The organism is Neobacillus niacini (assembly GCF_031456445.1).
In the GTDB taxonomy this organism is placed as follows: domain Bacteria; phylum Bacillota; class Bacilli; order Bacillales; family Cytobacillaceae; genus Neobacillus; species Neobacillus niacini_I.
In genome coordinates, this window is the sequence record NZ_JAVDUQ010000049.1 from 1 (window position 1) to 21,271 (window position 21,271).

18 protein-coding genes and 1 other annotated feature are annotated in these 21,271 nt (G+C 39.8%); of the genes, 14 read left to right on the plus strand and 4 right to left on the minus strand.

Annotation, left to right across the window (positions count from 1 at the left end):
• Window positions 1-404 precede the first annotated feature (404 nt).
• The 3 genes from J2Y67_RS25470 to J2Y67_RS25480 all read right to left on the minus strand — a co-directional run bounded on the left by J2Y67_RS25470 (window position 405) and on the right by J2Y67_RS25480 (window position 2,529).
• Window positions 405-494: a YjcZ family sporulation protein gene (locus tag J2Y67_RS25470; RefSeq protein ID WP_310178626.1), complete on the minus strand. Its 90-nt coding sequence runs from the start codon at window positions 492-494 to the stop codon at window positions 405-407.
• A 161-nt stretch (window positions 495-655) separates the two neighbouring features.
• Window positions 656-1,933, minus strand: coding sequence for an FAD-dependent oxidoreductase (locus J2Y67_RS25475; RefSeq protein WP_310178628.1), 1,278 nt, complete (start codon window positions 1,931-1,933; stop codon window positions 656-658).
• Between the two features lie 149 nt (window positions 1,934-2,082).
• Window positions 2,083-2,529: a Dps family protein gene (locus J2Y67_RS25480; protein ID WP_310178632.1), complete on the minus strand. Its 447-nt coding sequence runs from the start codon at window positions 2,527-2,529 to the stop codon at window positions 2,083-2,085.
• Window positions 2,530-2,874: 345 nt separating this feature from the next.
• Between J2Y67_RS25480 and J2Y67_RS25485 the strand changes: the two genes are divergently transcribed.
• From J2Y67_RS25485 to J2Y67_RS25535, 11 genes are all read left to right on the plus strand, one after another.
• Window positions 2,875-3,480 carry a cell wall hydrolase gene (locus tag J2Y67_RS25485; RefSeq protein WP_396954142.1) on the plus strand — a complete coding sequence of 202 codons (606 nt, stop codon included), beginning with the start codon at window positions 2,875-2,877 and terminating at the stop codon, window positions 3,478-3,480.
• Between the two features lie 294 nt (window positions 3,481-3,774).
• Window positions 3,775-5,058 carry a Glu/Leu/Phe/Val family dehydrogenase gene (locus tag J2Y67_RS25490; protein ID WP_310178634.1) on the plus strand — a complete coding sequence of 428 codons (1,284 nt, stop codon included), beginning with the start codon at window positions 3,775-3,777 and terminating at the stop codon, window positions 5,056-5,058.
• Window positions 5,059-5,082: 24 nt separating this feature from the next.
• A complete protein-coding gene (locus tag J2Y67_RS25495) occupies window positions 5,083-5,379 on the plus strand; it encodes an SAV0927 family protein (RefSeq protein WP_310178638.1) in 297 nt (98 codons plus the stop codon).
• 16 nt (window positions 5,380-5,395) lie between these two features.
• The gene (locus J2Y67_RS25500; protein ID WP_310178639.1) at window positions 5,396-5,644 is read left to right on the plus strand and encodes a biotin/lipoyl attachment domain-containing protein; all 249 of its coding nucleotides are present in this window, start codon (window positions 5,396-5,398) and stop codon (window positions 5,642-5,644) included.
• Between the two features lie 114 nt (window positions 5,645-5,758).
• Window positions 5,759-7,894, plus strand: a complete 2,136-nt coding sequence (locus J2Y67_RS25505; protein ID WP_310178641.1) for a sigma 54-interacting transcriptional regulator — start codon at window positions 5,759-5,761, stop codon at window positions 7,892-7,894.
• Between the two features lie 200 nt (window positions 7,895-8,094).
• Window positions 8,095-9,588 carry an aldehyde dehydrogenase family protein gene (locus tag J2Y67_RS25510; RefSeq protein ID WP_310178642.1) on the plus strand — a complete coding sequence of 498 codons (1,494 nt, stop codon included), beginning with the start codon at window positions 8,095-8,097 and terminating at the stop codon, window positions 9,586-9,588.
• A gap of 73 nt (window positions 9,589-9,661) precedes the next feature.
• Complete coding sequence (locus J2Y67_RS25515; RefSeq protein ID WP_310178643.1) at window positions 9,662-11,035, plus strand: putrescine aminotransferase; 1,374 nt, start codon at window positions 9,662-9,664, stop codon at window positions 11,033-11,035.
• A gap of 46 nt (window positions 11,036-11,081) precedes the next feature.
• Entirely contained in the window at window positions 11,082-12,449 is a 1,368-nt protein-coding gene (gabT, locus tag J2Y67_RS25520; RefSeq protein WP_310178646.1) for a 4-aminobutyrate--2-oxoglutarate transaminase, read from the plus strand.
• A gap of 41 nt (window positions 12,450-12,490) precedes the next feature.
• Window positions 12,491-13,909 (plus strand): NAD-dependent succinate-semialdehyde dehydrogenase, encoded by a 1,419-nt coding sequence (locus J2Y67_RS25525; RefSeq protein ID WP_310178669.1) that lies wholly within the window; start codon window positions 12,491-12,493, stop codon window positions 13,907-13,909.
• A gap of 199 nt (window positions 13,910-14,108) precedes the next feature.
• Window positions 14,109-14,438, plus strand: a complete 330-nt coding sequence (locus tag J2Y67_RS25530) for a DUF3870 domain-containing protein (RefSeq protein WP_310178649.1) — start codon at window positions 14,109-14,111, stop codon at window positions 14,436-14,438.
• Between the two features lie 117 nt (window positions 14,439-14,555).
• Window positions 14,556-15,683: an HAD family hydrolase gene (locus J2Y67_RS25535; RefSeq protein WP_310178650.1), complete on the plus strand. Its 1,128-nt coding sequence runs from the start codon at window positions 14,556-14,558 to the stop codon at window positions 15,681-15,683.
• Window positions 15,684-15,721: 38 nt separating this feature from the next.
• On the opposite strand, the gene serA is transcribed toward J2Y67_RS25535, so the two are convergent.
• Entirely contained in the window at window positions 15,722-17,365 is a 1,644-nt protein-coding gene (serA, locus tag J2Y67_RS25540; protein ID WP_310178671.1) for a phosphoglycerate dehydrogenase, read from the minus strand.
• 83 nt (window positions 17,366-17,448) lie between these two features.
• Window positions 17,449-17,668: a binding site (T-box leader), on the minus strand.
• A 265-nt stretch (window positions 17,669-17,933) separates the two neighbouring features.
• Here serA and J2Y67_RS25545 point away from each other — a divergent pair.
• The 3 genes from J2Y67_RS25545 to thrB are packed head-to-tail and all read left to right on the plus strand — an operon-like array spanning window position 17,934 to window position 21,198.
• On the plus strand, window positions 17,934-19,223 hold the full coding sequence (locus J2Y67_RS25545; protein WP_310178652.1) for a homoserine dehydrogenase: 1,290 nt from the start codon (window positions 17,934-17,936) through the stop codon (window positions 19,221-19,223).
• Entirely contained in the window at window positions 19,223-20,287 is a 1,065-nt protein-coding gene (thrC, locus tag J2Y67_RS25550; RefSeq protein WP_310178654.1) for a threonine synthase, read from the plus strand. The genes J2Y67_RS25545 and thrC overlap by 1 nt, the downstream gene beginning before the upstream one ends.
• A complete protein-coding gene (gene thrB, locus J2Y67_RS25555) occupies window positions 20,284-21,198 on the plus strand; it encodes a homoserine kinase (RefSeq protein WP_310178656.1) in 915 nt (304 codons plus the stop codon). Before thrC ends, thrB begins: the two co-directional genes overlap by 4 nt.
• Window positions 21,199-21,271 lie beyond the last annotated feature (73 nt).

Genomic DNA, 21,271 nt, shown 5'->3' on the forward strand with positions numbered 1-21,271 from the left:
GGCTACGTCTTAAAAGTGTCGCCAATAAAGGCCATAGGCGACAAAAAAGAGAGGCATCTGCTTAAAAGTGTCGCCAATAAAGGCCATAGGCGACAGAATGAAGAGGCTACGTCTTAAAAGTGTCGCCAATAAAGGCCATAGGCGACAAAAAAGAGAGGTATCTGCTTAAAAGTGTCGCCAATAAAGGCCATAAGCGATAAAAAAGAGAGGCTACGTCTTAAAAGTGTCGCCAATAAAGGCCATAGGCGACAAAAAAGAGAGGCATCTGCTTAAAAATGTCGCCAATAAAGGCCATAGGCGACAAAATGAAGAGAAATGGGAGTAAAAGTGTCTCCACAAAAAAGGAGCGGTGAAACAATTGTTCACCACTCCTTCCTTTTTACCGTGAATTTACTCTAATCATATTAGTACATCATAAAAGATGCCCCAACAATGATTAAGAGGATGAATAGAACAACAATAAGCGCAAAGTTGCTGTGGTGTCCGTCAGACATAGTAGAATCACCTCCACAATTATTTATTATAATTTATGCTTGTTTTTTTTCTGCGTAATGGACAAAGGTTGATTTCCTTGAAAAATATTGAAAAATATCTTTTTTTGTTCTTTAAAATAAAAAAACTGACTCAGTTTTTCTGAGCCAGTTTGTGAATTGATTTAACTGTATTGCGGGCGGAGTTTTGTCCGTTTATTTATGTGCTGCTCTGCGCCTAATGCTGCAATCGCACCATCCGCCGCGGAAATGACAGCTTGTTTGATCGGAGTTCGTCTCGCATCCCCGCCGGCAAAAACACCCTCCGCACTTGTCTGAAGAAGATCGTCAACACTTACATACCCTTCCTCATCTCTAATTACGGCGCCTTTTAAGAAATCAGTTCCCGGCCTCATCCCGCCAAGATATAAGAAGACACCATCGACATCCCAAACTTGTTCTTCTTTTTTATCATTCAGAATCACAATTTTCTCGACACTGTCGGATCCAATAATTTCTCTTAAACGATGACGGCGATAGATTTCGACCTTTGGATTGTTTTCAAGCTCTGAAAGGTCAGCATCCCCTTTTAAATTCTCAATTGGAATCAACAGTTTGACCATTTTACAATATTTCGCAAGCGTTTCAGCCTCGTGAATAGCCTCTTCGTTATCCCCAACAACAGCAACAACCTGATCTTGATAAAATGCGGCATCACAAGTTGAACAATAGCTTACACCACGTCCGGTTAATTCTTCTTCGCCTTTAATCTTACTTGATGGGGCTTTGGCGCCAACAGCAATAAAGACACTTTTCGCTTTAACGGTTCCCTCTGCAAGTTCAATTTTTTTAATTTCGTCTGTAAAATCTACTGATAGTACAGTGGAGCGAACAAATTCTGCACCAAAATCCTTCGCTTGATCCTGCATTCTTGTTAGAAGTTCAAGGCCTGTCAATTCCTCACGTACTCCTGGGTAATTAGCAATCTTATGGGTGATGGCCAAGGTTCCAGCCTTAGGTGCCTTATCAATGACAAGGGTCTTTAATTTACCGCGTGCTGCATAAACAGCTGCAGATGCCCCGGCAGGACCTCCCCCGATTGTAACAAAATCATAAACTTCTTTGAGAACTTGAGTGGTAACAGGTTGAAAGATAGCCGTTTCATCTTCAACTTTTACATGATCAGAACTTTTTTCTTTATTTGCTGTAACATCAATGCCTTCAGGAATATCAAGGAGCTTCCTAAACTTTTTCTCTTGAAAGCCCAATACAAGCTTGTCATTGATAAAAGTTGCAGGTGTTCCGTATATTTTCCGTTCCTTTAATTGATCGAAATACTCTTTATGTATGGAAGCATTCCGTTCTTCGTATTCAATTCCCCAAGCCTTTAATGCTGCTTTTACTTTTTCGCAATAAGGACAGCCGGTACTGCTGTAAACAATTACTTCTAATTTTTCCGCCATCAGTGTAACCTCCTAAATTCATCCTCTTTTATTATTATCATCATAATAATATAAATACTAATTAAAAGTCAATACTTTTTAATAATTATTATAATTTAGATGAAGGCAAAAAACAGAGTCCAATCCTCCCTTTGGACTCTGTTGCAGGATCAAATGGTGTTTCCAAGAAAGGCTTGCAGCATCCAAACATGCTTCTCTAAGCCGGAGTGGATGGCTAAGAGCATATCACCGGTCGTTTCATCATGGATTTCTCCTGCTAAATTCATTCCTTCTTTTAATTCTCCAATGATAATCGAAAAATCATTAATAATAGATTGAACCATTACTTCTGCCAATTCGCTGCCGCTGGCTTCCTGGATCGATGAAAGCTCCAAACATTCTTTCATGGTTGCGACAGGGTTTCCCCCGATTGATAAGAGCCGTTCGGCAAGTTCGTCTACATGAACCCCCGCTTCATTATAAAATTCCTCGAATTTAGCATGTAACGTGAAAAATTGGTTGCCCTTTACATACCAATGGTAATGATGAAGCTTCATATACAAAACTGACCAATTGGCAATTTGCTTATTTAATACATTTACTAGTTGATCCTTCACCCTTAAAACCTCCTCATTTTTAAATTTCTTCTATATTATTTCTAAAAAGTAGGGAAAGATTCCTATTTGATTTTTAGTTAAATGGTGTCAATTTGGTGAAAATTAGCGGATTATGTTACAGGAACGAAACACTTTGTAAAAATCAATCCTAAACTATCCAATGCAGTAGATAAATGGGAAAAAGTAAACTTTGGTTGATAATTCCATTTGCCGCTTAAAACCTTCTATAACAGTGGCTAAAGGAGTCTGTTTTAACCTTCCATCTTTTGGATACTGAATAAGTATGTTACAACTGATAGCCTTATAGGTAGACAAACGAGGGAAATGATTTGGAGGTTTTAAGATATGAAATTTAATAAACTTAAGAAACTAGTAATTGCTGCCGGAATGATGGTATCTTTATCGGCTTTTACTTTAACGACACAATCAGAAGCAGCGACAGGAACACCACACAAGGTACAATACGGTGAGTCCTACTGGAAAATTGCAAAAGGGTTTGGTATCCCTGTAAATAGCCTAATGGCAGCAAATCATAATGCACCACTTTATGCAGGTCAAACTATAAAACTACCATATTCTACAATCTCAGCCGCAGATAAAGATCTAATGGCACGACTTGTTCATGCAGAAGCAGTTGGGGAACCATATGCAGGAAAAGTAGCAGTTGCAACTGTAATCCTGAACAGAGTTTCGAGCCCTGATTTCCCAAATACAATTAGGAAAGTCATTTATCAAATTTCGAATGGACACTATGCATTCACTCCTGTCCAAAATGGGCGAATTAATCAACCTGCGGATACAGCATCAAAGCGGGCTGTGAATGAAGCTATCGCTGTTAAAGGTAAAGGCAATGGTTCACTATTTTTCTACAATCCAAAAACATCTGTAAGTAAGTGGATTTACTCACGACCAGTAACTGTTACAATCGGTAAACATCGATTTGCAAAATAGGTGCTCGATTGCGCCAAAATGTATTTAACAAAAGCATTCCGAACTGCGCCGTCACAATTTAAGGCTGAGGAAGCCTAATTTTTTAAATAGATGAAAACGCATTCTAGCAAATTAGAGTGCGTTTTTTATTTTTTTGAAAAAACTATGCGTTTTTGCATAATCTCAATCATTTCTTCATAATTTCTCGAAGGTCTTAGCTTTCTCTTTATAAAAAAGCCAATAAAATAGCGGGTTTGCAAAGTTGGCACAAAACTTGCTTATACCTTTAATAAGAATAATAAATGAGGTGTTAAAATGACTGTCAGTACAAAGAAAAATGATACTAATTTTAAAGAACAAGATAATTCACTTATTGAGTTTCAAGAAACATTAAGGGAAGCAGCTAACATTCTAAACTATCCTTCGCAAGTATTTGAATTTTTAAGTAAACCAATGAGATTTTTAGAGGTAAGTATTCCCATAACCATGGATAATGGGCAAACAAAGATTTTTCAAGGATACCGGGCCCAGCATAATGATGCACCGGGACCGACAAAAGGCGGAATTCGTTTCCATCCTGATGTTACTCCTGAAGAAGTTAAGGCATTGGCGGGATGGATGAGTTTAAAATGTGGAATCACTGACCTTCCCTATGGCGGGGCAAAAGGCGGAATTATTTGTGATCCTCGTGAAATGAGTTTAAATGAACTGGAAAAATTGAGCCGCGGCTATGTAAGAGCGGTAAGCCAACTTGTCGGACCGACAAAAGATATTCCGGCACCTGATATGTATACAAATTCTCAGATTATGGCCTGGATGTTGGATGAGTACGACCATATCCGTGAATTTGATTCACCAGGATTTATTACCGGTAAACCGATTGCTTTAGGGGGATCCAAGGGCCGGGAAACGGCAACATCTAAAGGGGTTTTATATACTTTGCAAATGGTAAGTGAATTGAAAAATAGGCCGTTAAAAGATATGAGGGTAATTATCCAAGGTTTTGGCAATGTCGGAAGCTATCTAGCTAACTATTTATATGAATTAGGGGCAAAGGTAATTGGAATTGGAGACCTGCTTGGCGGAGTATATGACGAAAATGGCTTAGATATCCCTCACTTAATTGATAGCCGGGATTCATTTGGAATCGTCAGCAACCGATTTAATCAAGCGATTACAAACCAAGAATTATTAGAAAAAGAGTGCGATGTTTTAATTCCGGCAGCGATATCCGGTGTCATTAATAAACAAAATGCCCACAATCTTAAGTGTAGTATTGTCATTGAAGCAGCGAACGGACCGACAACGAAAGAAGCGCTTTCCATTCTTGATGACCGGGATATTCTTGTTGTCCCTGATATCCTTGCGAATTCCGGTGGAGTCATTGTTTCCTATTTTGAATGGTGTCAAAACAATCAAGGCTATTACTGGAAAGAGGAAGAAGTTGATAGCCGTCTTAAAGAAAAAATTACGGATAGTTTTGTTAATGTGTATAACACCTCTAAACGGTACAACGTGAATATGAAAATTGCCGCCTATATTGAGGGAATTCAAAGATTGGCTGAGGCGTCAAGGTTAAGAGGCTGGTTGAAATATTAATCATATAGAAGGGAGATGTAACGTATGAAATTGGAATTTTTATCTGAGCAGAAGGAACGTCAGCTACTTCATTATTTTTGTATTATTTCCAATAACCATCGCTATGATTTGACGATTGGTTATTCAGAGCATTTTTTCGGGAAGGCGATGGTTACTTCCTTGCAGACTGGAAACATGGTATTACTTTGTCAGGAAGATACTCCTAATGATGAATTTTGGGCATATAAATTAGGAATTGAATCTGAGGACATTCCCGATTTCCATGAATTTTTTGATCTTGTCTTATACTCATCATCATTTCAAGAGCAATATGAACATTAATTAGGAGGTAGAAGGGATGTATTTTGATGTGGTTCTTTGCCCCTGTTATGGAGAAGTTGAGAAAGTCTCCATTAAAGGTGATTCCAGAATATATGAGTGGGAACCATTGTTTACAATCAAAACCGCAGACGGAATGGTAAAAACCATTCAAACGGGAGTAAGTGGTGAAATTCAATCCTTAGAGGTTCAAGAAGGGGATCAAGTTATTCCCGGAATGGTTCTTGCCTTTGTAAAAGAAGACTTATTCGTAACCGGAAGTGATTAACCTTGTAAAAGGAAGATGGATATTACATCTTCCTTTTAAGCATTTTTTTCTATTTGAAATTTTCAGTATTAAGTGTAGTATAAGATTGACAAGGCTTTAAGGGGGATGTAAAAGATGTTTTCCGTGGCAAAGGAAAAAATTAAGCCAATAGTAGCAGTTGAAATCAGCGGGAATCAAGAATTAGTTAAATCTACCATAAAAAACATCAAGGAACCCTTTTTATTTCTAAAAAAGAACGAAAAATTATTTGCTTATGCGGTAATGAATAATCCATTGCTTGAAAAGCTGGGAAGGCAAAATTTCGAGTTAGCGTCATTACTTGAGCATACAAAATCAATTGACAGTGTCTGTCATTTAGGAGAACACATTTCCTTCCCGGTATTATTCCAAATCGTTGGAGAACCTTTTGCAATTGTCAGGGGAGAGGATGGTAATCCTTGTGGTTACATTCTGAGAGAAGATATCCTGGCAGAGCTTTTTAAACAAGAAAATAAAAGTGTTGATTTGTTAAAAATTATGCTTACCTCCATTCCAATGGGGATGTTCGTTTTAGATAAAGAAAAACGAATCATCAATTGTAATGATGCAGGCCTAAAAATGATTAAATCAACCTCCGATAAAGTGTTAAATCTTCCGGCAGAAAATATTTTCAGCGGCGAGCACATTCAGAATGTTTTTGAAACCGGAAAAACGCTTCTAAACCATCTCGAAATTACCAACGGCATAGGGGTCCTCGTCGATTATAGTCCTATATTAAACTATGACCATGAAGTAGACGGTATCATAATCGTCGTACAAGATTTACCAATGGTTGAAGAAATGGCTATGGAAATTGAGCATATCAAGGATTTAAATAAAGACTTAAATGCCATTCTTTCGAGTATTTATGATGAAATTCTTGTGGTAAACGCAAAAGGGGAATTAATCAGGTACAGCGAAAATATCATTCAGGATTTTTGGAAGGTTGATTTAAAAGAGCTGATTGGGAAAAATATGTTCCAGCTTGAGGACCAGGGTCTGTTCACACCTTCTGTGACAAGGCTGGTTATGGAAAAAAAGAAGAAGGTTTCGGTCGTTCAGGAAACAAAAAATGGAAGAAGAATACTTGCTGTTGGAAATCCTATTTTTAATGATAAAAACGAGCTAGATCGAATTATTATTGCTTCACGGGATATCACTGAAACAACTAAGCTGAAAAGTGAATTAAAAGAAATGAAAAAGATCTCAGAGCAGTATAAGAAGGAATTGGATACATTTAAAAGTAAAGATCGCTTCTTAAAGAAGCTTATCTATTGTAGCCCGAAAATGGAAAAAATTATGAATCAGGTCAAGAAAATTGCTGACTTTTCCTCCACTGTTCTGCTCAATGGGGAGTCCGGTGTCGGAAAGGAAGTCATTGCCCAGGCGATTCACCAGCTTGGAAAACGGGCAGAGTATCCATTTCTTAAATTGAATTGCGGAGCCATTCCGGAAAATTTATTGGAAAGTGAATTATTTGGATATGTGAAAGGTGCTTTTACTGGTGCCGATAAGAATGGAAAAGACGGATACTTTAAACAAGCAGATGGGGGAATCTTGTTTCTAGATGAAATCGGTGAGATGCCAATGCATTTACAGGTAAAACTGCTGCGAGTCCTTCAGGAGCAGGAGGTTATCCCTGTCGGCAGTACCACTCCATTTAAGATCAATGTTCAAATTATTGCGGCTACAAATAAGAAATTAGAAAAAATGGTTGAGGAAGGAACCTTCCGCGAGGATTTATTTTACCGCCTAAATGTCATTCCGATTCATATTCCACCTTTAAGAGAACGGGTTGAAGATATTTCATTGCTTGCGTTTCATTTCCTCCAGCAGTTAAATGAAAAATACGAGCGGAACTATCATTTAACACCAGACGCGATTAATGTGATGGAGTTTTATCCATGGCCCGGGAATGTAAGGGAATTGCAAAATATTATTGAGAGATTAGTTGTTTCTGCGGATGAACCGGCCATTGATGCTGAATTTGTCAGTCAATTTTTATCATTAGGATATGAATATAAAAAAATGAAGCCTGTGATTACGAGGGTCGTTCCCTTACAGGAGGCAATCGATCAGGTGGAGGAACAGTTAATCATCCTTGCCATGAAGCAATACAAAACAACTACCAAAGCGGCGAAGGCATTGGGAATCAGCCAGTCATCCGTAAGTAGGAAATATCAAAAAATCGTAAGTGAAAAAAATCTTAATACTGAACACTTTTCAACATAAACGTCAAAAGCTGCATCAGACTCAACATCTGGTGCAGCTTTTTTTGTATTTTTTGAATTATGCACCGAATAATAGGTTTATGCAAAAATGAATACCTTTTTGAAAAGTGACGTATGAAAACCTTATATTAATAGGTTTCTAGTTTTGGCACGCTTCTTGCATTAATAGATAATGAGGATTAATTAAGGAGGAATTTTCACATGGTCGAAATAAAAAACCGAGTTGCAAATCTAAAAATGTTTATTGATGGTGAATGGAAAGATTCTGAAAATCAAGAAACACGTCCAGTCATTAATCCAGCCAATGGTGAAGTGATTACCTATGCACCTGAGGGAACAGTGGCCGATGCACGCGCTGCAATCTTTGCTGCCCGCAGAGCTTTTGAAGAGGGAACATGGTCCGGTTTATCAGCGCAGGAAAGAGCCTCCTATCTATTTAAAATTGCTGACAAAATTGATGAATATGCGGACGAATTAACCCAGCTTGAAACAATGGACAATGGTAAAACCTTAAGAGAAGCCGGATTTGATGTTGGTGATGCGGCTGCTTGTTTCCGTTACTATGCTGGATTGATTACAAAGCCGGATGGCTATACCTACCATGTAGCAGATCCAATGCAGGCAATGGTTGTCCGTGAGCCTGTAGGAGTTTGTGGATTAATTGTTCCGTGGAATTATCCATTATTGATGAGTGTTTGGAAGATTGCCCCAGCATTAGCTGCAGGAAATACAATCGTCTTTAAACCATCTGAAGTAACTCCGGTAACACCAAAAAAATTATTTGAAATTTTTGAAGAGATCGGATTACCAAAAGGTGCTGCTAATATGGTCATGGGTGCCGGTGCGGTTGTAGGAAATGAAATAGCTTCTCATCCTGAAGTAGACATGGTTTCATTTACTGGCGGTACAAAAACAGGAAAACATATCATGAAGACTGCAGCAGATACAATGAAAAAAGTTTCTTTGGAGCTTGGCGGTAAATCACCAAATATTATATTTGCTGATGCTGACTTTGAAACCGCTGTCGATTATGCATTGTTTGGAATCTATGCCGGTTCCGGCCAGGTTTGTTCGGCTGGATCAAGAATTCTTGTTGAAGAAAGCATTTATGATCAGTTTGTTGGTCGATTTGTTGAAAGAGCAAAGCAAATTAAAGTTGGCCCAGGGAATAAACCAGAAACAGAAATGGGACCACTTGTGAGCCAGCAACATTTGGAAAAAGTTCTTCATTATATTGAGTTGGGTAAACAAGAAGGTGCTAAGGTTGCCTGCGGCGGAAACCGTATTGTTCAGGATGGTTTAGAAAAAGGCTATTTTGTTGAACCAACCGCTTTTATTGATGTGAACAATGATATGAAAATTGTTCAAGAGGAAATCTTCGGTCCTGTCTGTGTTATTCAAAAATTCAAGGATGAAGCTGAAGCAGTCAAGCTTGCCAACAGTACAGTTTACGGCCTTGCTGGTGCAGTATTTTCAACAGATGGAGCAAAGGCTTTACGAGTAATTAAGAAGGTTCGCTCCGGAATTACCTGGATAAATGCTTACCACCCAACATACAACGAAGCACCGTGGGGCGGTTATAAACAAAGCGGTATCGGTAGAAGTCTTGGAACATTCGGACTTGAAGAATTCCAGGAGATTAAACAAATAAATATTAACCTGCAAGTAGAACCAATCGGCTGGTTTTCAAATTAATTAGTCTGTATTGAGTTTAATAAACCAAAAAATAAAAAATTTAAACATTCATAATTAACGAGGAGAGATAAATATGAGTATCGATTTTAAAAGTGAAGTAAAAAGTGAAAAGAATCAAAATGTGACCGAATATATTAACAAGGTCTTAAATTTAATAGAAAAAGAGGATATTACGCAAGAAGATGCTGCTTGGATTACAAAAGAAACACTTGATGGTTTCCGTGAAAACGTCAATCCTGGGTTCCTTGAATACCGTAAAACTGTAACCGAGGGCGGTCAATTCGCTGCAGTTGAATGGTCTGATAATGGTGCAGGTTTTAAAGATGTAAATGGTAAAGAATATATTGACTGTCTTGGCGGCTTTGGGATTTACAATGTTGGTCACCGTAATCCAAAGGTTGTAAAGGCTGTTACCGACCAATTAAAACGCCAAGCGCTTCACAGCCAGGACCTTCTTGATCCACTTCGTGCTATGCTGGCAAAAATTTTAGGAGAAATCACACCTGGTGATTTGAAATATGCCTTCTTTACAAATAGTGGTACTGAAAGTGTCGAAGCAGCTCTTAAACTTGCAAAAATGTACAGTGAAAGAACGACCTTTATCTCTACTACTCGTGCTTTCCACGGAAAGAGTCTTGGTTCATTATCTGGAACTGCAAAAGGAATGTTCCGTAAACCATTCCTTCCATTAATTCCAGGTTTCCGTCATGTTCCATTTGGTGATATCGACATGATGAGAAAAACATTTGAAGTTTGTGCTTCTGTCGGTGAAGATGTGGCAGCCGTTATTCTTGAGCCAATCCAAGGTGAAGGCGGAATTATCCTTCCTCCAGAAGGCTATTTAAAACAAGTAAGAGAGCTTTGTGATCAATATGGCTCATTATTAATTTTTGACGAAGTACAAACAGGTATGGGACGTACAGGTAAAATGTTTGCTGCTGAATTATATGATGTAGTACCGGATATCATCTGTCTTGCAAAAGCGTTTGGTGGCGGTGTAATGCCTGCTGGTGCGATCGTGGCAAAAGAAGAAGTGTTCAAAAGCTGGTTCCCTAATCCATTTATGCATACAACAACTTTTGGAGGAAACCCACTTGCTTGTGCCGCAGCTATTGCAACAATCGGTGTGTTAATTGAAGAGAATTTACCGCAGCGTGCAGCTGAAGCCGGGGAGTACTTCCTTGCAGAGTTGAAAAAAGCAGCAGAAGGGCACGAAGATAAAGTCCAAGAAATCCGCGGCCAAGGTTTAATGATTGGAATCGAATTCCATAAGGATGAAATCGGTTATGAGGTGTCCAAAGGAATGTTCGATAACGGTATCCTTGTTGCAGGAACACTAATTAACTCAAAAACGATCCGTATCGAGCCAGCATTAACAATCAGCTATGAAGAAATCGATAAAGTGGTCAGTACCTTTAAGCAAGTATTGGCTCAGGTGAAAAACTAACACCTATTAGATAAAGGTATATACAATTAAGGGGGGAGCAGAAGACGTGGAAAAGAAATATGTAAAGCTCCAAACATCTATTCCAGGCCCAATATCGCAGGAACTATTAGAGCGAAGAAACCAATATGTTCCTAAAGCGATCAGCAACAATATTCAATCCTTTGTAAAAAAGGCACAGGGTGCAATTGTGGAAGATGTTGATGGAAATACCTATATTGATTTTGCCGGGGCTATTGGAACATTAAATGTCGGCCATTCGCATCCCAGGGTGGTAAGAGCCCTTCAGGAACAGGCAAGTCAATTTATTCATACAGGCTTTAATGTCATGATGTACGAATCCTATATCAAGCTTGCAGAGAGACTCTGCAAGCTTGCCCCTGGCAATTTTGCGAAGCAGGCAGCGTTTTTTAACAGCGGTGCGGAAGCCGTTGAAAATGCCGTTAAAATTGCAAGGAAATACACGAAGCGCCAAGGAATTATTTCTTTTACCAGGGGATTCCATGGCAGAACATTAATGACAATGACCATGACAAGCAAAGTCAAGCCTTATAAATTTGGATTTGGTCCGTTTGCGCCAGAGGTTTATAAGGCGCCATATCCATATGTTTATCGTCGTCCTGAAGAAATGACAGAAGAACAATACAGCAAGATGATGATTGAGCAATTTGAACAGTGTTTAATTTCTGATGTGGCACCTGAATCGATTGCTGCAGTTGTAATGGAGCCGGTTCAGGGCGAAGGCGGATTTATTGTTCCAGACATTGCCTTTGTCGGGCGTGTCAGAGAAATCTGCAGCCAATATGGAATTCTGTTCGTGGCTGACGAAATTCAAACTGGATTTGCTCGAACAGGTAAATATTTTGCCATCGAACATTTTGGAGTCGAACCGGACCTAATCACCATTTCTAAATCGATGGGGGCAGGGGTGCCAATCAGTGGTGTAATTGGTCGTGCTGAAATTATGGATGCTGCTGAAGTTGGAGAAATTGGCGGTACCTATTCAGGCAGTCCGCTTGGATGCCGTGCTGCCTTAACCGTTTTAGATATAATTGAAAGTGAAAATCTTAATGAGCGTGCTGAGAAGTTAGGAGATAGAGTGTTAGAAAAAATGCAGCTCCTTGCTGAGCGCTTTGACTGCATTGGCGATGTCCGCGGACTTGGTGCCATGTGTGCAATGGAGATTGTGAAGGATAAGCTGCAAAAGACCCCAGATAAAGAAACGGTTGGTAAAATCGTCAAAGCTGCAGGGGAACGGGGGCTCCTATTATTAAGCGCGGGAATCTTCTCTAATGTCATTCGCATTCTTATGCCATTAACAATCACGGATGAACAGCTTGAAGAGGGACTGCAAATTCTCGAGGAATCCATGGAAGCGGTATTGACCATTGATCCTGCCCTGTCAAATCGGAGGTAAATCAAATGGAAAAAGTGGAGCAAAAGTATCAAATTTATCCAATGTATATAGACGGAAAATGGGTCGGTAATGATTATGAGGTTTTTACCGAAATTATTAACCCTGCAACAAATGAGGTAATCGGTGCTGTGCCTACCGGTGGTGCCTATGAAGCGGTGCAGGCAGTTGATGCGGCCCATACCGCATTTCAAACCTGGTCAAAAAAGACAGCGGATGAGCGCTATCAAATATTAATGAAATGGCATTATTTAATAGAAGAAAATAAACATGAAATTGCTAGAATCATGACGATTGAGCAAGGAAAACCGTTAAAAGAAGCATTGGGGGAAGTCGTTTACGCCAATGGGTTTATCTCTTGGTATGCTGAAGAGGGAAAAAGAATTTACGGGGAAACAATTCCTGCCTCACACCCTAATAAACGACTACTTGTTCGAAAAGAACCTGTCGGGGTTATAGCGGCGATTACACCTTGGAATTTCCCAGCCGCGATGATAACGAGAAAAGTCGGTCCGGCACTGGCTGCAGGATGTACTGCCGTTGTGAAACCGGCGAATCAAACGCCGCTAACAGCATTAAAACTGGCTGAACTCGCCCATGAAGCCGGGGTGCCTAAGGGAGTCTTAAATGTCGTAACTGGAAGATCGTCAGAGATTGGTGATGTTTGGTTAAAGGATTCACGTGTTACAAAAATTACCTTTACCGGTTCAACAGAAGTTGGGAAAACATTGATGAGAGGGGCTGCTGATACCGTTAAAAAAGTATCACTTGAACTTGGCGGGAATGCTCCATTTATCGTCATGGATGATGCTGATTTAAGAAAGGCGGCTGCAGGTCTTGTTCAATCCAAGTTCCGCAATGCCGGACAAACTTGTATATGTACAAACCGGGTCTATGTTCAGGAATCAGTTGCGAATCAATTTGTTGATTTGTTCCAAAATGAATTAGAAAAGTTAAAGGTCGGCAATGGTTTAGATGAGGGGATTGATGTTGGCCCATTAATTGACCAAGCCGCATTATCAAAGGTAGAAACACTTGTTGAGGACGCATTGAAAAAGGGTGGCAAGATCACTTTTAGTGGTGTAAAACCAGCAGAGGAGAACGGATATTTCTACGCTCCTACTATCATCACGAACATTAATGATGAAATGGAATGCATGCGGGATGAAATCTTCGGACCGCTTGCCCCGATCGCGACTTTTAAAACGGAAGAAGAAGTAATTGCACGTGCAAATGACTCGAACTATGGTCTTGCTGCGTATGTTTATACACAAAATTTAAGCCGATCCTTTAGAATAACGGAACAGCTTGAATATGGAATTATTGGTTTAAATGATGCCTTACCATCGACAGTCCAAGCGCCATTTGGCGGATTTAAAGAAAGCGGCCTTGGCAGAGAAGGCGGTCATTATGGGATTGATGAGTATTTAGAAGTTAAATATATTTCAATTGGTATAGATTAAGCTTATTATAAGAAAATATTTTATGGCAACTGTCTAATTCATTTAAACCTCCTTTTCAAAGGACTCCAAATAAAAGCCAGTAAAACCTTCAGTGATGTTTTTGTCATTGATTGTTTTGTTGGCTTTTATTATCGAATTTAGGAGGAAAATGACGAAGCTCTGTTTAATATAATAAGAAAAGATAAAGGGATGTGAAATTATGGCGGGCTTAAATACTTATTTTTTAGCAGGGCACTCCCGTTTGCCGCAAGGAATGGCTGCACAAAATGTGTTTGAATCTTTAACGATAACGGTGGAAATCGATAAAAAATACGGAGTGATCATCGAATCCTCCTGTACGCTTGCAACAGAACATGGCAGGCATTATGTCCAACAAATATTAAAAGGGCATAGCCTTCAGGATGGAATTGAGGTTATAGTTGAGACTTTTAAGAATGATTATCGCGGAAAAGCCGCAAACGCATTAATTGCAGCTACAAAAGATCTGTATAACCAATATATTAGTCATGAGAACTCATTACCTATTTAAATGGGAAAAGGCCATACTGCTTATTCATTATTAAGCACATGGCTTTTTTTACTTTAAAAAATGTGGACTACTGTGGTACGATAAAGGATAAAAGCGGAGGGGAAAGAGGGACGGTAAATGGTAAAAACGATTCTTTTTGATGTCGACGGGGTTCTATTAAGTGAGGAGCATTATTTTGATGCCTCAGCACTTACGGTTTGGGAATTGTTAATCAGTAAAAATTATTTGGCTTTAGCACCTGAGTTATTTAAAACAAGCTATACAGAATCTGAGATTAAACAGATCCGGGCACAAGTGTTTGAGAATGATCAAGTATTAAAGCTTCAAAAATCACGAGGTCTGAATGCAAACTGGGATATGATTTATTTGACCTTTTGCTGCCAGCTTATTCATTTATTTGAACAAATTAAGGATAATGAGCGTGAAAAAATTGACCAGTGGCTCAAGTCCCCAATTACGAGGGATGCTTTAGTGGAAATGGGACAGGTATTATGTCAATACAAGGTTCAAATGAATTTTTCATTATTTATTGAAGAGTTTGAGCGCTCAACTGCCGTTAAACAAGAGCTTTTAGGTTACCTAAATGTATTGGCAGAAGAAAAGCTAGGCGTCGAAACCTCTATTTTTGATAAGGATCGGACGCTTTGGTCTGTTTGTGAACATGTATCCCAGGAATGGTATGTTGGCGATGAAAATGTATTAGAATCAACGGGCAGACCATCCGTTCAGCTAGGTAAAGAAGGATTCTTAGCCAATGAAACAACGTTAGCACCGAAAGAGGATATTGCCGAGCTTTTCAGCTTCCTTAAGAATTCTGGATATAAGATTGGAATCGGAACAGGCCGGCCTGCGCTGGAAACTGTATTGCCTTTTCAGCATTTAGATTGGCTCAAATCTTTTAATGAAAAGCATATTGTTACCGCCGATGAAGTGTTAATCGCGGAGAAGGAGTTCCCTCAGGAAGGGTCTTTATCCAAGCCGCATCCATACACCTACATATTGGCTGATCAAGGAAAAGGGGCTCCTTTAGTGGATTATTTGAAAACCCCGCTGCCACTTGATAATGGTGAAGAGATTTTAGTTGTAGGAGATTCATTAGCTGATCTTTTAGCAGCAAGAACCATCGGCTGCAAATTCGCTGCCGTTTTAACCGGTTTATCCGGAAAAGATGCTAGAAGTGAATTTGAAAAACATGAAGCGGATTATATCTTGGATTCGGTGCTGGATGTAAAGAGAATATTGTAACAAACAGGGATGGCATCCATGCCATCCCTGTTCTTATTTTATAAAAGGCTTTCTACCTTCTGCAGTTCTACCTGTCCCGGCTCAGATGGAACGAAATTCTCTAATTCTAGCAATTGCACTTCTTCAATACCGACAGTTAGATTCAGTGCTTGTAGAACATTTGAGTTCAAGGTTTTATCAAGGGTCAGGACCATGATGGCTTCGCCTCCGACAGCAGTTCTGCCTACCTGCATGGTACCGATATTGATTTCATAGTCGCCAAGAAGGGATCCAACCTTACCAATCATACCCGGAACGTCTTTATGTTTAATATAGAGTAGATGTTCCTCCGGCTTCACATCAATCATGTATTGGTTAATCTTCACAATTCTTGCACCGTAGCCGTTTAGGACCGTTGCACCAATTTTAGCAGACTCATCACCTTGTGAAATGGTCAGCTCCATATAATTAGCGAAGCCTTTATTGGTAGCATTTTTTTGCACATTATAGGAAACGCCTTGTTCCTTTAAAAGGTGCAGGGCATTGATTAGATTGACAGAATCACTTAAATGATAGGATAGAATTCCTTTTATCATCATACGATTTAATAATTCTGTGTCCTCTTCAATTAGGTCCCCGTAATAATTGATTTCAATTTTAGCGGGGGCTTTCTTTAATAATTGTACGACAAGCTGGCCGATTTGATCCCCAAGCACTAAATACGGCTGCATTTTTGCCTGGGTTTCCCCTGACATTTGCGGCATGTTGACGGCATGATGGATGGACTGCGATTCAAAAATCTCAATGATTTCAGCGCTGACCTCCTGAGCAACCTTTTCCTGTGCTTCTACCGTTGAAGCTCCTAAATGCGGCGTCACGATAATATTTGGATTTTGCAGTAATTCCGGATCTGCCACCGGTTCCTTTTCAAAAACATCCAGTGCCGCTCCCGCTACATGGCCGGATTGAACCGCACGAACCAGCGCTTTTTCATCGATAATTCCACCACGGGCACAGTTAATCAAGCGGACACCTTTTTTTGTTTTTTGTATATATTCCTCATTGATAAGCCCTTTTGTATCGTTTGTCAGTGGAGTATGGATGGTAATAAAATCTGATTCCCCGGCAATGAGGTCAAGGCTTGCCTTCGTAATCCCTATTTTTTTCGCTCGGTCTTCTGTTAAATAGGGATCAAAACCCAAAATGTTCATTCCGAAGCCTTTTGCCCGTTTTGCTACTTCAGCTCCAATTTTACCCATTCCGATTACACCAAGCGTTTTTTTATATAATTCGACCCCTTTAAAAGAGTTGCGATCCCATTCGCCGGAAGCTGTTTTCTGGTGCGCCTGTGGAATTTTTCTTGCTAAAGAAAGCATCATCGCCAAAGTATGTTCTGTAGCTGCAATTGTATTTGCACCTGGTGCGTTAATAACAATAATTCCTTTCTTGGTGGCGGCATTCACATCGATATTATCTACTCCGACACCGGCCCTTGCAATAACCCGAAGCTTGCTGGCCTCTTGAAGCAGTTCTTCGGTAACTTTTGTTTGACTGCGAACAATCAGGGCATCGTAAGCACCGATAATTTTCTTTAATTCTTCTGTTGGCAACGTGGGCTGTCGATCCACGATAAAATGGGGGTGATCAAATAATGCCTTTAAGCCTGTGTCGCTAATTCCGTCTGTAACCAATACCTTATACATTTCCATTCATTCCTCCTAAATTTCGATAATAGTTATTGTTAAAATAAAAAATCCCTCATAACAGACAACAGTTGTGTCGTGTTATGAGGGACGTAATCAATCTACCGTGGTGCCACCCTCTTTTGCTGCATTAACATCTAGCAGCCTCAACATTTTAACGGTTTTTACCGGGCAGGCCTACAAAACTGAAGGTTCAGCGTGCCAGTTCAGAAGTGCTGGGTATGCTAAGAAAGGACACCGGTTCACAGCCACCACCGGCTCTCTGAAGTCCCTTCTTAATACCGTCTTCGTCATCACTATTTTAATTTAATGTTATATTTTTTTGTGTGAATTTATTGAATATTCTACATCCATACGTTTAGAATTGTAAAGAGATAAAAAAATATTTTCTGAATAATTTTTTAAAAATTTTTCTCAAAATATTATATGCCTTGTGCGATAAGGAAGTAAGCGATTACAATAATATTCAGGCAAAACAGATCTATTGTAAAAAGATTTAGAGAATTATATAATGTCTACTATAGAAATACATTTGTACATTTAGGGTGGACTTTTAGGAGGAGAAATAATGAAAGCTATCTCAATTGGTTTATTAGGTTTAGGAACAGTGGGATCTGGTGTTGTAAAAATCATCAAGAACCATCAAGATAAATTGATGCATCAAGTCGGATGTCCAGTTGAAATAAAAAAAATACTCGTAAACGACTTACATAAAACGAGGTCTACTGAAATAAATACGCAAGTTTTAACCAATAACCCTGACGATATCCTTCAAGATCCTGAAATCGATGTAGTGATTGAGGTAATGGGTGGAGTAGAGGGAACGAAAAAATATTTGCAAAGTGCACTTCAAAGTGGCAAGCATGTGGTCACTGCAAATAAGGATTTGATGGCTCTTCATGGGTCTGAACTATTAAAATTGGCCTCGGAAAATGGTTGCGATTTGTTTTATGAAGCAAGTGTTGCCGGGGGGATCCCCATTTTAAGAGGTTTGGTTGACGGGCTTGCATCCGATCGAATTACTCAATTAATGGGGATTGTAAATGGTACAACGAATTTCATTTTAACTAAAATGAGTTCTGAAGGACTTGCTTATGAAGACGTCTTAAAAGAAGCTCAAGAGCTAGGATTTGCAGAAGCAGATCCAACATCAGATGTGGAAGGTTTAGATGCTGCGCGTAAAATGACAATCTTAGCTACATTAGGCTTCTCTATGCATATTGATTTAGAGGATGTAAAAGTCAGCGGGATTACCCAAATTACGGAAGAGGATTTAAGCTATGGTAAGCAAATGGGGTATACAATGAAGTTGATTGGGAATGCTCATCGCGAGGGTGAAAAAGTAGAGGTAAGCGTTCAGCCGACCTTTTTATCCAATAATCATCCCCTTGCTTCAGTACAAAATGAATACAATGCGGTTTATGTTTATGGAGAGGCTGTCGGTGAGACGATGTTCTATGGTCCAGGGGCCGGTAGTTTGCCAACAGCGACTGCAGTGGTTTCCGATTTGGTCGGTGTGATTAAAAACTTAAGACTGGGTGTTAATGGAAGAAGTGCGGTGGCACCGCAATATCCGAAACTTCTAAAGGATGATTCGGAAAAATATTCGAAGTACTTCCTGCGTATTCATGTACAAGACGAGGTCGGTGTATTTGCTGAGATTACATCGATTTTTGCAAAATATGGTGTCAGCTTTGAAAAAATCCTTCAGATGCCGGTAACAAAAAATGAAACGGCTGAAATTGTTTTAGTTACGCATCAGGCTTCTTTAACCAATATTGAGGATATTTTAGTAGAATTAAAGGATTTGTCTGCAGTTAAGGAAGTTAAAAGTTCATATAGAGTGGTGAGAAAATAATGGATAGATGGCCGGGATTATTAGCAGCATATAAAGATTTTTTACCCATCAACAATGAAACCCCGGAGCTAACGCTAAATGAAGGTAATACCCCGTTAATCAAGCTTGAACGCTTGTCTAAAGAATGGGGCGTAGAGCTATATGTAAAAATGGAAGGGGCAAATCCAACCGGGTCATTTAAAGACCGTGGAATGGTAATGGCCGTTGCCAAAGCTGTGGAGGAAGGAAGTAAAACTGTCATATGTGCTTCCACCGGCAATACATCCGCTGCGGCTGCTGCTTATGCAGCCCGTGCAGGTCTTCGCTGCATTATTGTGATCCCTGAAGGAAAGATTGCAATGGGGAAACTTGCACAGGCGATGATGTATGGGGCGGAGATTATCTCCATTCAAGGGAATTTTGATCAGGCATTACAAATGGTTCGAAATATTAGTGAAGAGGAACCCATAACACTTGTTAACTCTGTTAACCCATTCCGATTAGAAGGGCAAAAAACAGCCGCTTTTGAAGTAGTCGATCAATTAGGATTCGCTCCGGATATTTTAGCCATCCCGGTTGGAAATGCCGGAAATATCAGTGCTTATTGGAAGGGGTTTAAAGAATATGCCAAGGCCAAAGGCACCAGCCTGCCGAAAATGTATGGATTTGAAGCTGCTGGCGCTGCGGCACTCGTTCATAATCGAGTGTTTGAAAACCCTGAAACGATTGCAACAGCTATCCGTATTGGGAATCCTGCCAGTTGGAATTTAGCGGTTGCCGCAGTAGAAGAATCCAATGGTTTATTTGATGAGGTAACCGACGAAGAAATTCTAATCGCTTATAAAAAATTAGCATCCACTGAGGGTGTTTTTGCAGAACCGGCCTCCTGTGCTTCGATTGCCGGTATCTATAAGAGTCTTCAAAAAGGAAGAATTGAAAAAGGGGCTCGGATTGCTGCTGTTCTTACGGGAAATGGCTTGAAGGATCCGGATACAGCCATCCAAAACAGCCAAGTAAAATTGATTGGGTTACCAAATGATGAAAAGGCTGTAACAGAGCATATAAAGGGAGTTGTCTATGGATGACTTTAGATAATCGTATACTAATTAAGGTTCCGGCTAGTTCTGCAAATCTTGGTCCAGGGTTTGATTCAATAGGAATAGCTGTCGATTTATATTTAACATTGGAAGTAGAACAAAGTAAACAATGGGAATTTATTGCGCAAACAACGGAATTAAGCCAATTTCCAAGCGATGAGCAGAATTATATTTGTCAGGTGGCTTTTCAAGTTGCCGCTAAATATGGGAAGACGCTAGCACCATGTAAAGTGAAAATTAACAGTGAGATTCCATTAGCACGTGGACTTGGTTCAAGTGCATCGGCGATCGTTGCAGCGATTGAACTAGCTGATTTTATTGGTAATCTTGGTTTGGAAGCACGTGAAAAACTTCTTCTCGCAACTGATTTGGAGGGGCATCCTGATAATGTTGGAGCATCGCTTTATGGGGGATTGGTCGTGGGATGTTACCAACAAAACGAAGTGGACCTTGTGTCACTGCCAAATCTAGGGTTTGAAATGGTAGCAGTAATTCCGAAAGAAACATTATTAACAAAGGACTCACGTGGAGTCTTACCCGAAGTACTTCCCTATTCGGAAGCAATTCAAGCCTCTGCCACTGCAAATTTATTAGTTGGAGCCCTTCTCAGTCAGAATTGGGAGTTGGCAGGAAAAATGATGGAGTCCGATTTATTCCATCAGCCGTACCGGAAACCACTTATTCCTTTTTATTCTGATGTTGAGGCAGCAGCTAAAGCAAATGGTGCGTTTGGAGTCGCTTTAAGCGGCGCAGGTCCAACCATGCTATGTTTTGCGGAAAAAGGGAAGGGCAGTAAGCTTGCTGAATCATTACAACAAACCTTTTCAGCCATGTCCGTGAAACTATTAAACATTGATGATACCGGCAGTAGTGTTTATAAATTAGAATGTGCAAAATAAGAAAAGCGCAAGCGCCCTGGTCAGCGGCGTATGGCCTGGAGCGCTCCAACTGAGATAAAGGAAACACGAAGAG

Excerpts from the sequence above, each read along its gene's own strand:
- J2Y67_RS25470 (WP_310178626.1), bottom strand. The coding sequence starts at position 494 with ATGTCTGACGGACACCACAGCAACTTTGCGCTTATTGTTGTTCTATTC.
- J2Y67_RS25475 (WP_310178628.1), bottom strand. The coding sequence starts at position 1,933 with ATGGCGGAAAAATTAGAAGTAATTGTTTACAGCAGTACCGGCTGTCCT.
- J2Y67_RS25485 (WP_396954142.1), top strand. The coding sequence starts at position 2,875 with ATGAAATTTAATAAACTTAAGAAACTAGTAATTGCTGCCGGAATGATG.
- J2Y67_RS25490 (WP_310178634.1), top strand. The coding sequence starts at position 3,775 with ATGACTGTCAGTACAAAGAAAAATGATACTAATTTTAAAGAACAAGAT.
- J2Y67_RS25495 (WP_310178638.1), top strand. The coding sequence starts at position 5,083 with ATGAAATTGGAATTTTTATCTGAGCAGAAGGAACGTCAGCTACTTCAT.
- J2Y67_RS25500 (WP_310178639.1), top strand. The coding sequence starts at position 5,396 with ATGTATTTTGATGTGGTTCTTTGCCCCTGTTATGGAGAAGTTGAGAAA.
- J2Y67_RS25505 (WP_310178641.1), top strand. The coding sequence starts at position 5,759 with ATGTTTTCCGTGGCAAAGGAAAAAATTAAGCCAATAGTAGCAGTTGAA.
- J2Y67_RS25510 (WP_310178642.1), top strand. The coding sequence starts at position 8,095 with ATGGTCGAAATAAAAAACCGAGTTGCAAATCTAAAAATGTTTATTGAT.
- J2Y67_RS25515 (WP_310178643.1), top strand. The coding sequence starts at position 9,662 with ATGAGTATCGATTTTAAAAGTGAAGTAAAAAGTGAAAAGAATCAAAAT.
- J2Y67_RS25525 (WP_310178669.1), top strand. The coding sequence starts at position 12,491 with ATGTATATAGACGGAAAATGGGTCGGTAATGATTATGAGGTTTTTACC.
- J2Y67_RS25530 (WP_310178649.1), top strand. The coding sequence starts at position 14,109 with ATGGCGGGCTTAAATACTTATTTTTTAGCAGGGCACTCCCGTTTGCCG.
- J2Y67_RS25535 (WP_310178650.1), top strand. The coding sequence starts at position 14,556 with ATGGTAAAAACGATTCTTTTTGATGTCGACGGGGTTCTATTAAGTGAG.
- serA (WP_310178671.1), bottom strand. The coding sequence starts at position 17,365 with ATGTATAAGGTATTGGTTACAGACGGAATTAGCGACACAGGCTTAAAG.
- J2Y67_RS25545 (WP_310178652.1), top strand. The coding sequence starts at position 17,934 with ATGAAAGCTATCTCAATTGGTTTATTAGGTTTAGGAACAGTGGGATCT.
- thrC (WP_310178654.1), top strand. The coding sequence starts at position 19,223 with ATGGATAGATGGCCGGGATTATTAGCAGCATATAAAGATTTTTTACCC.
- thrB (WP_310178656.1), top strand. The coding sequence starts at position 20,284 with ATGACTTTAGATAATCGTATACTAATTAAGGTTCCGGCTAGTTCTGCA.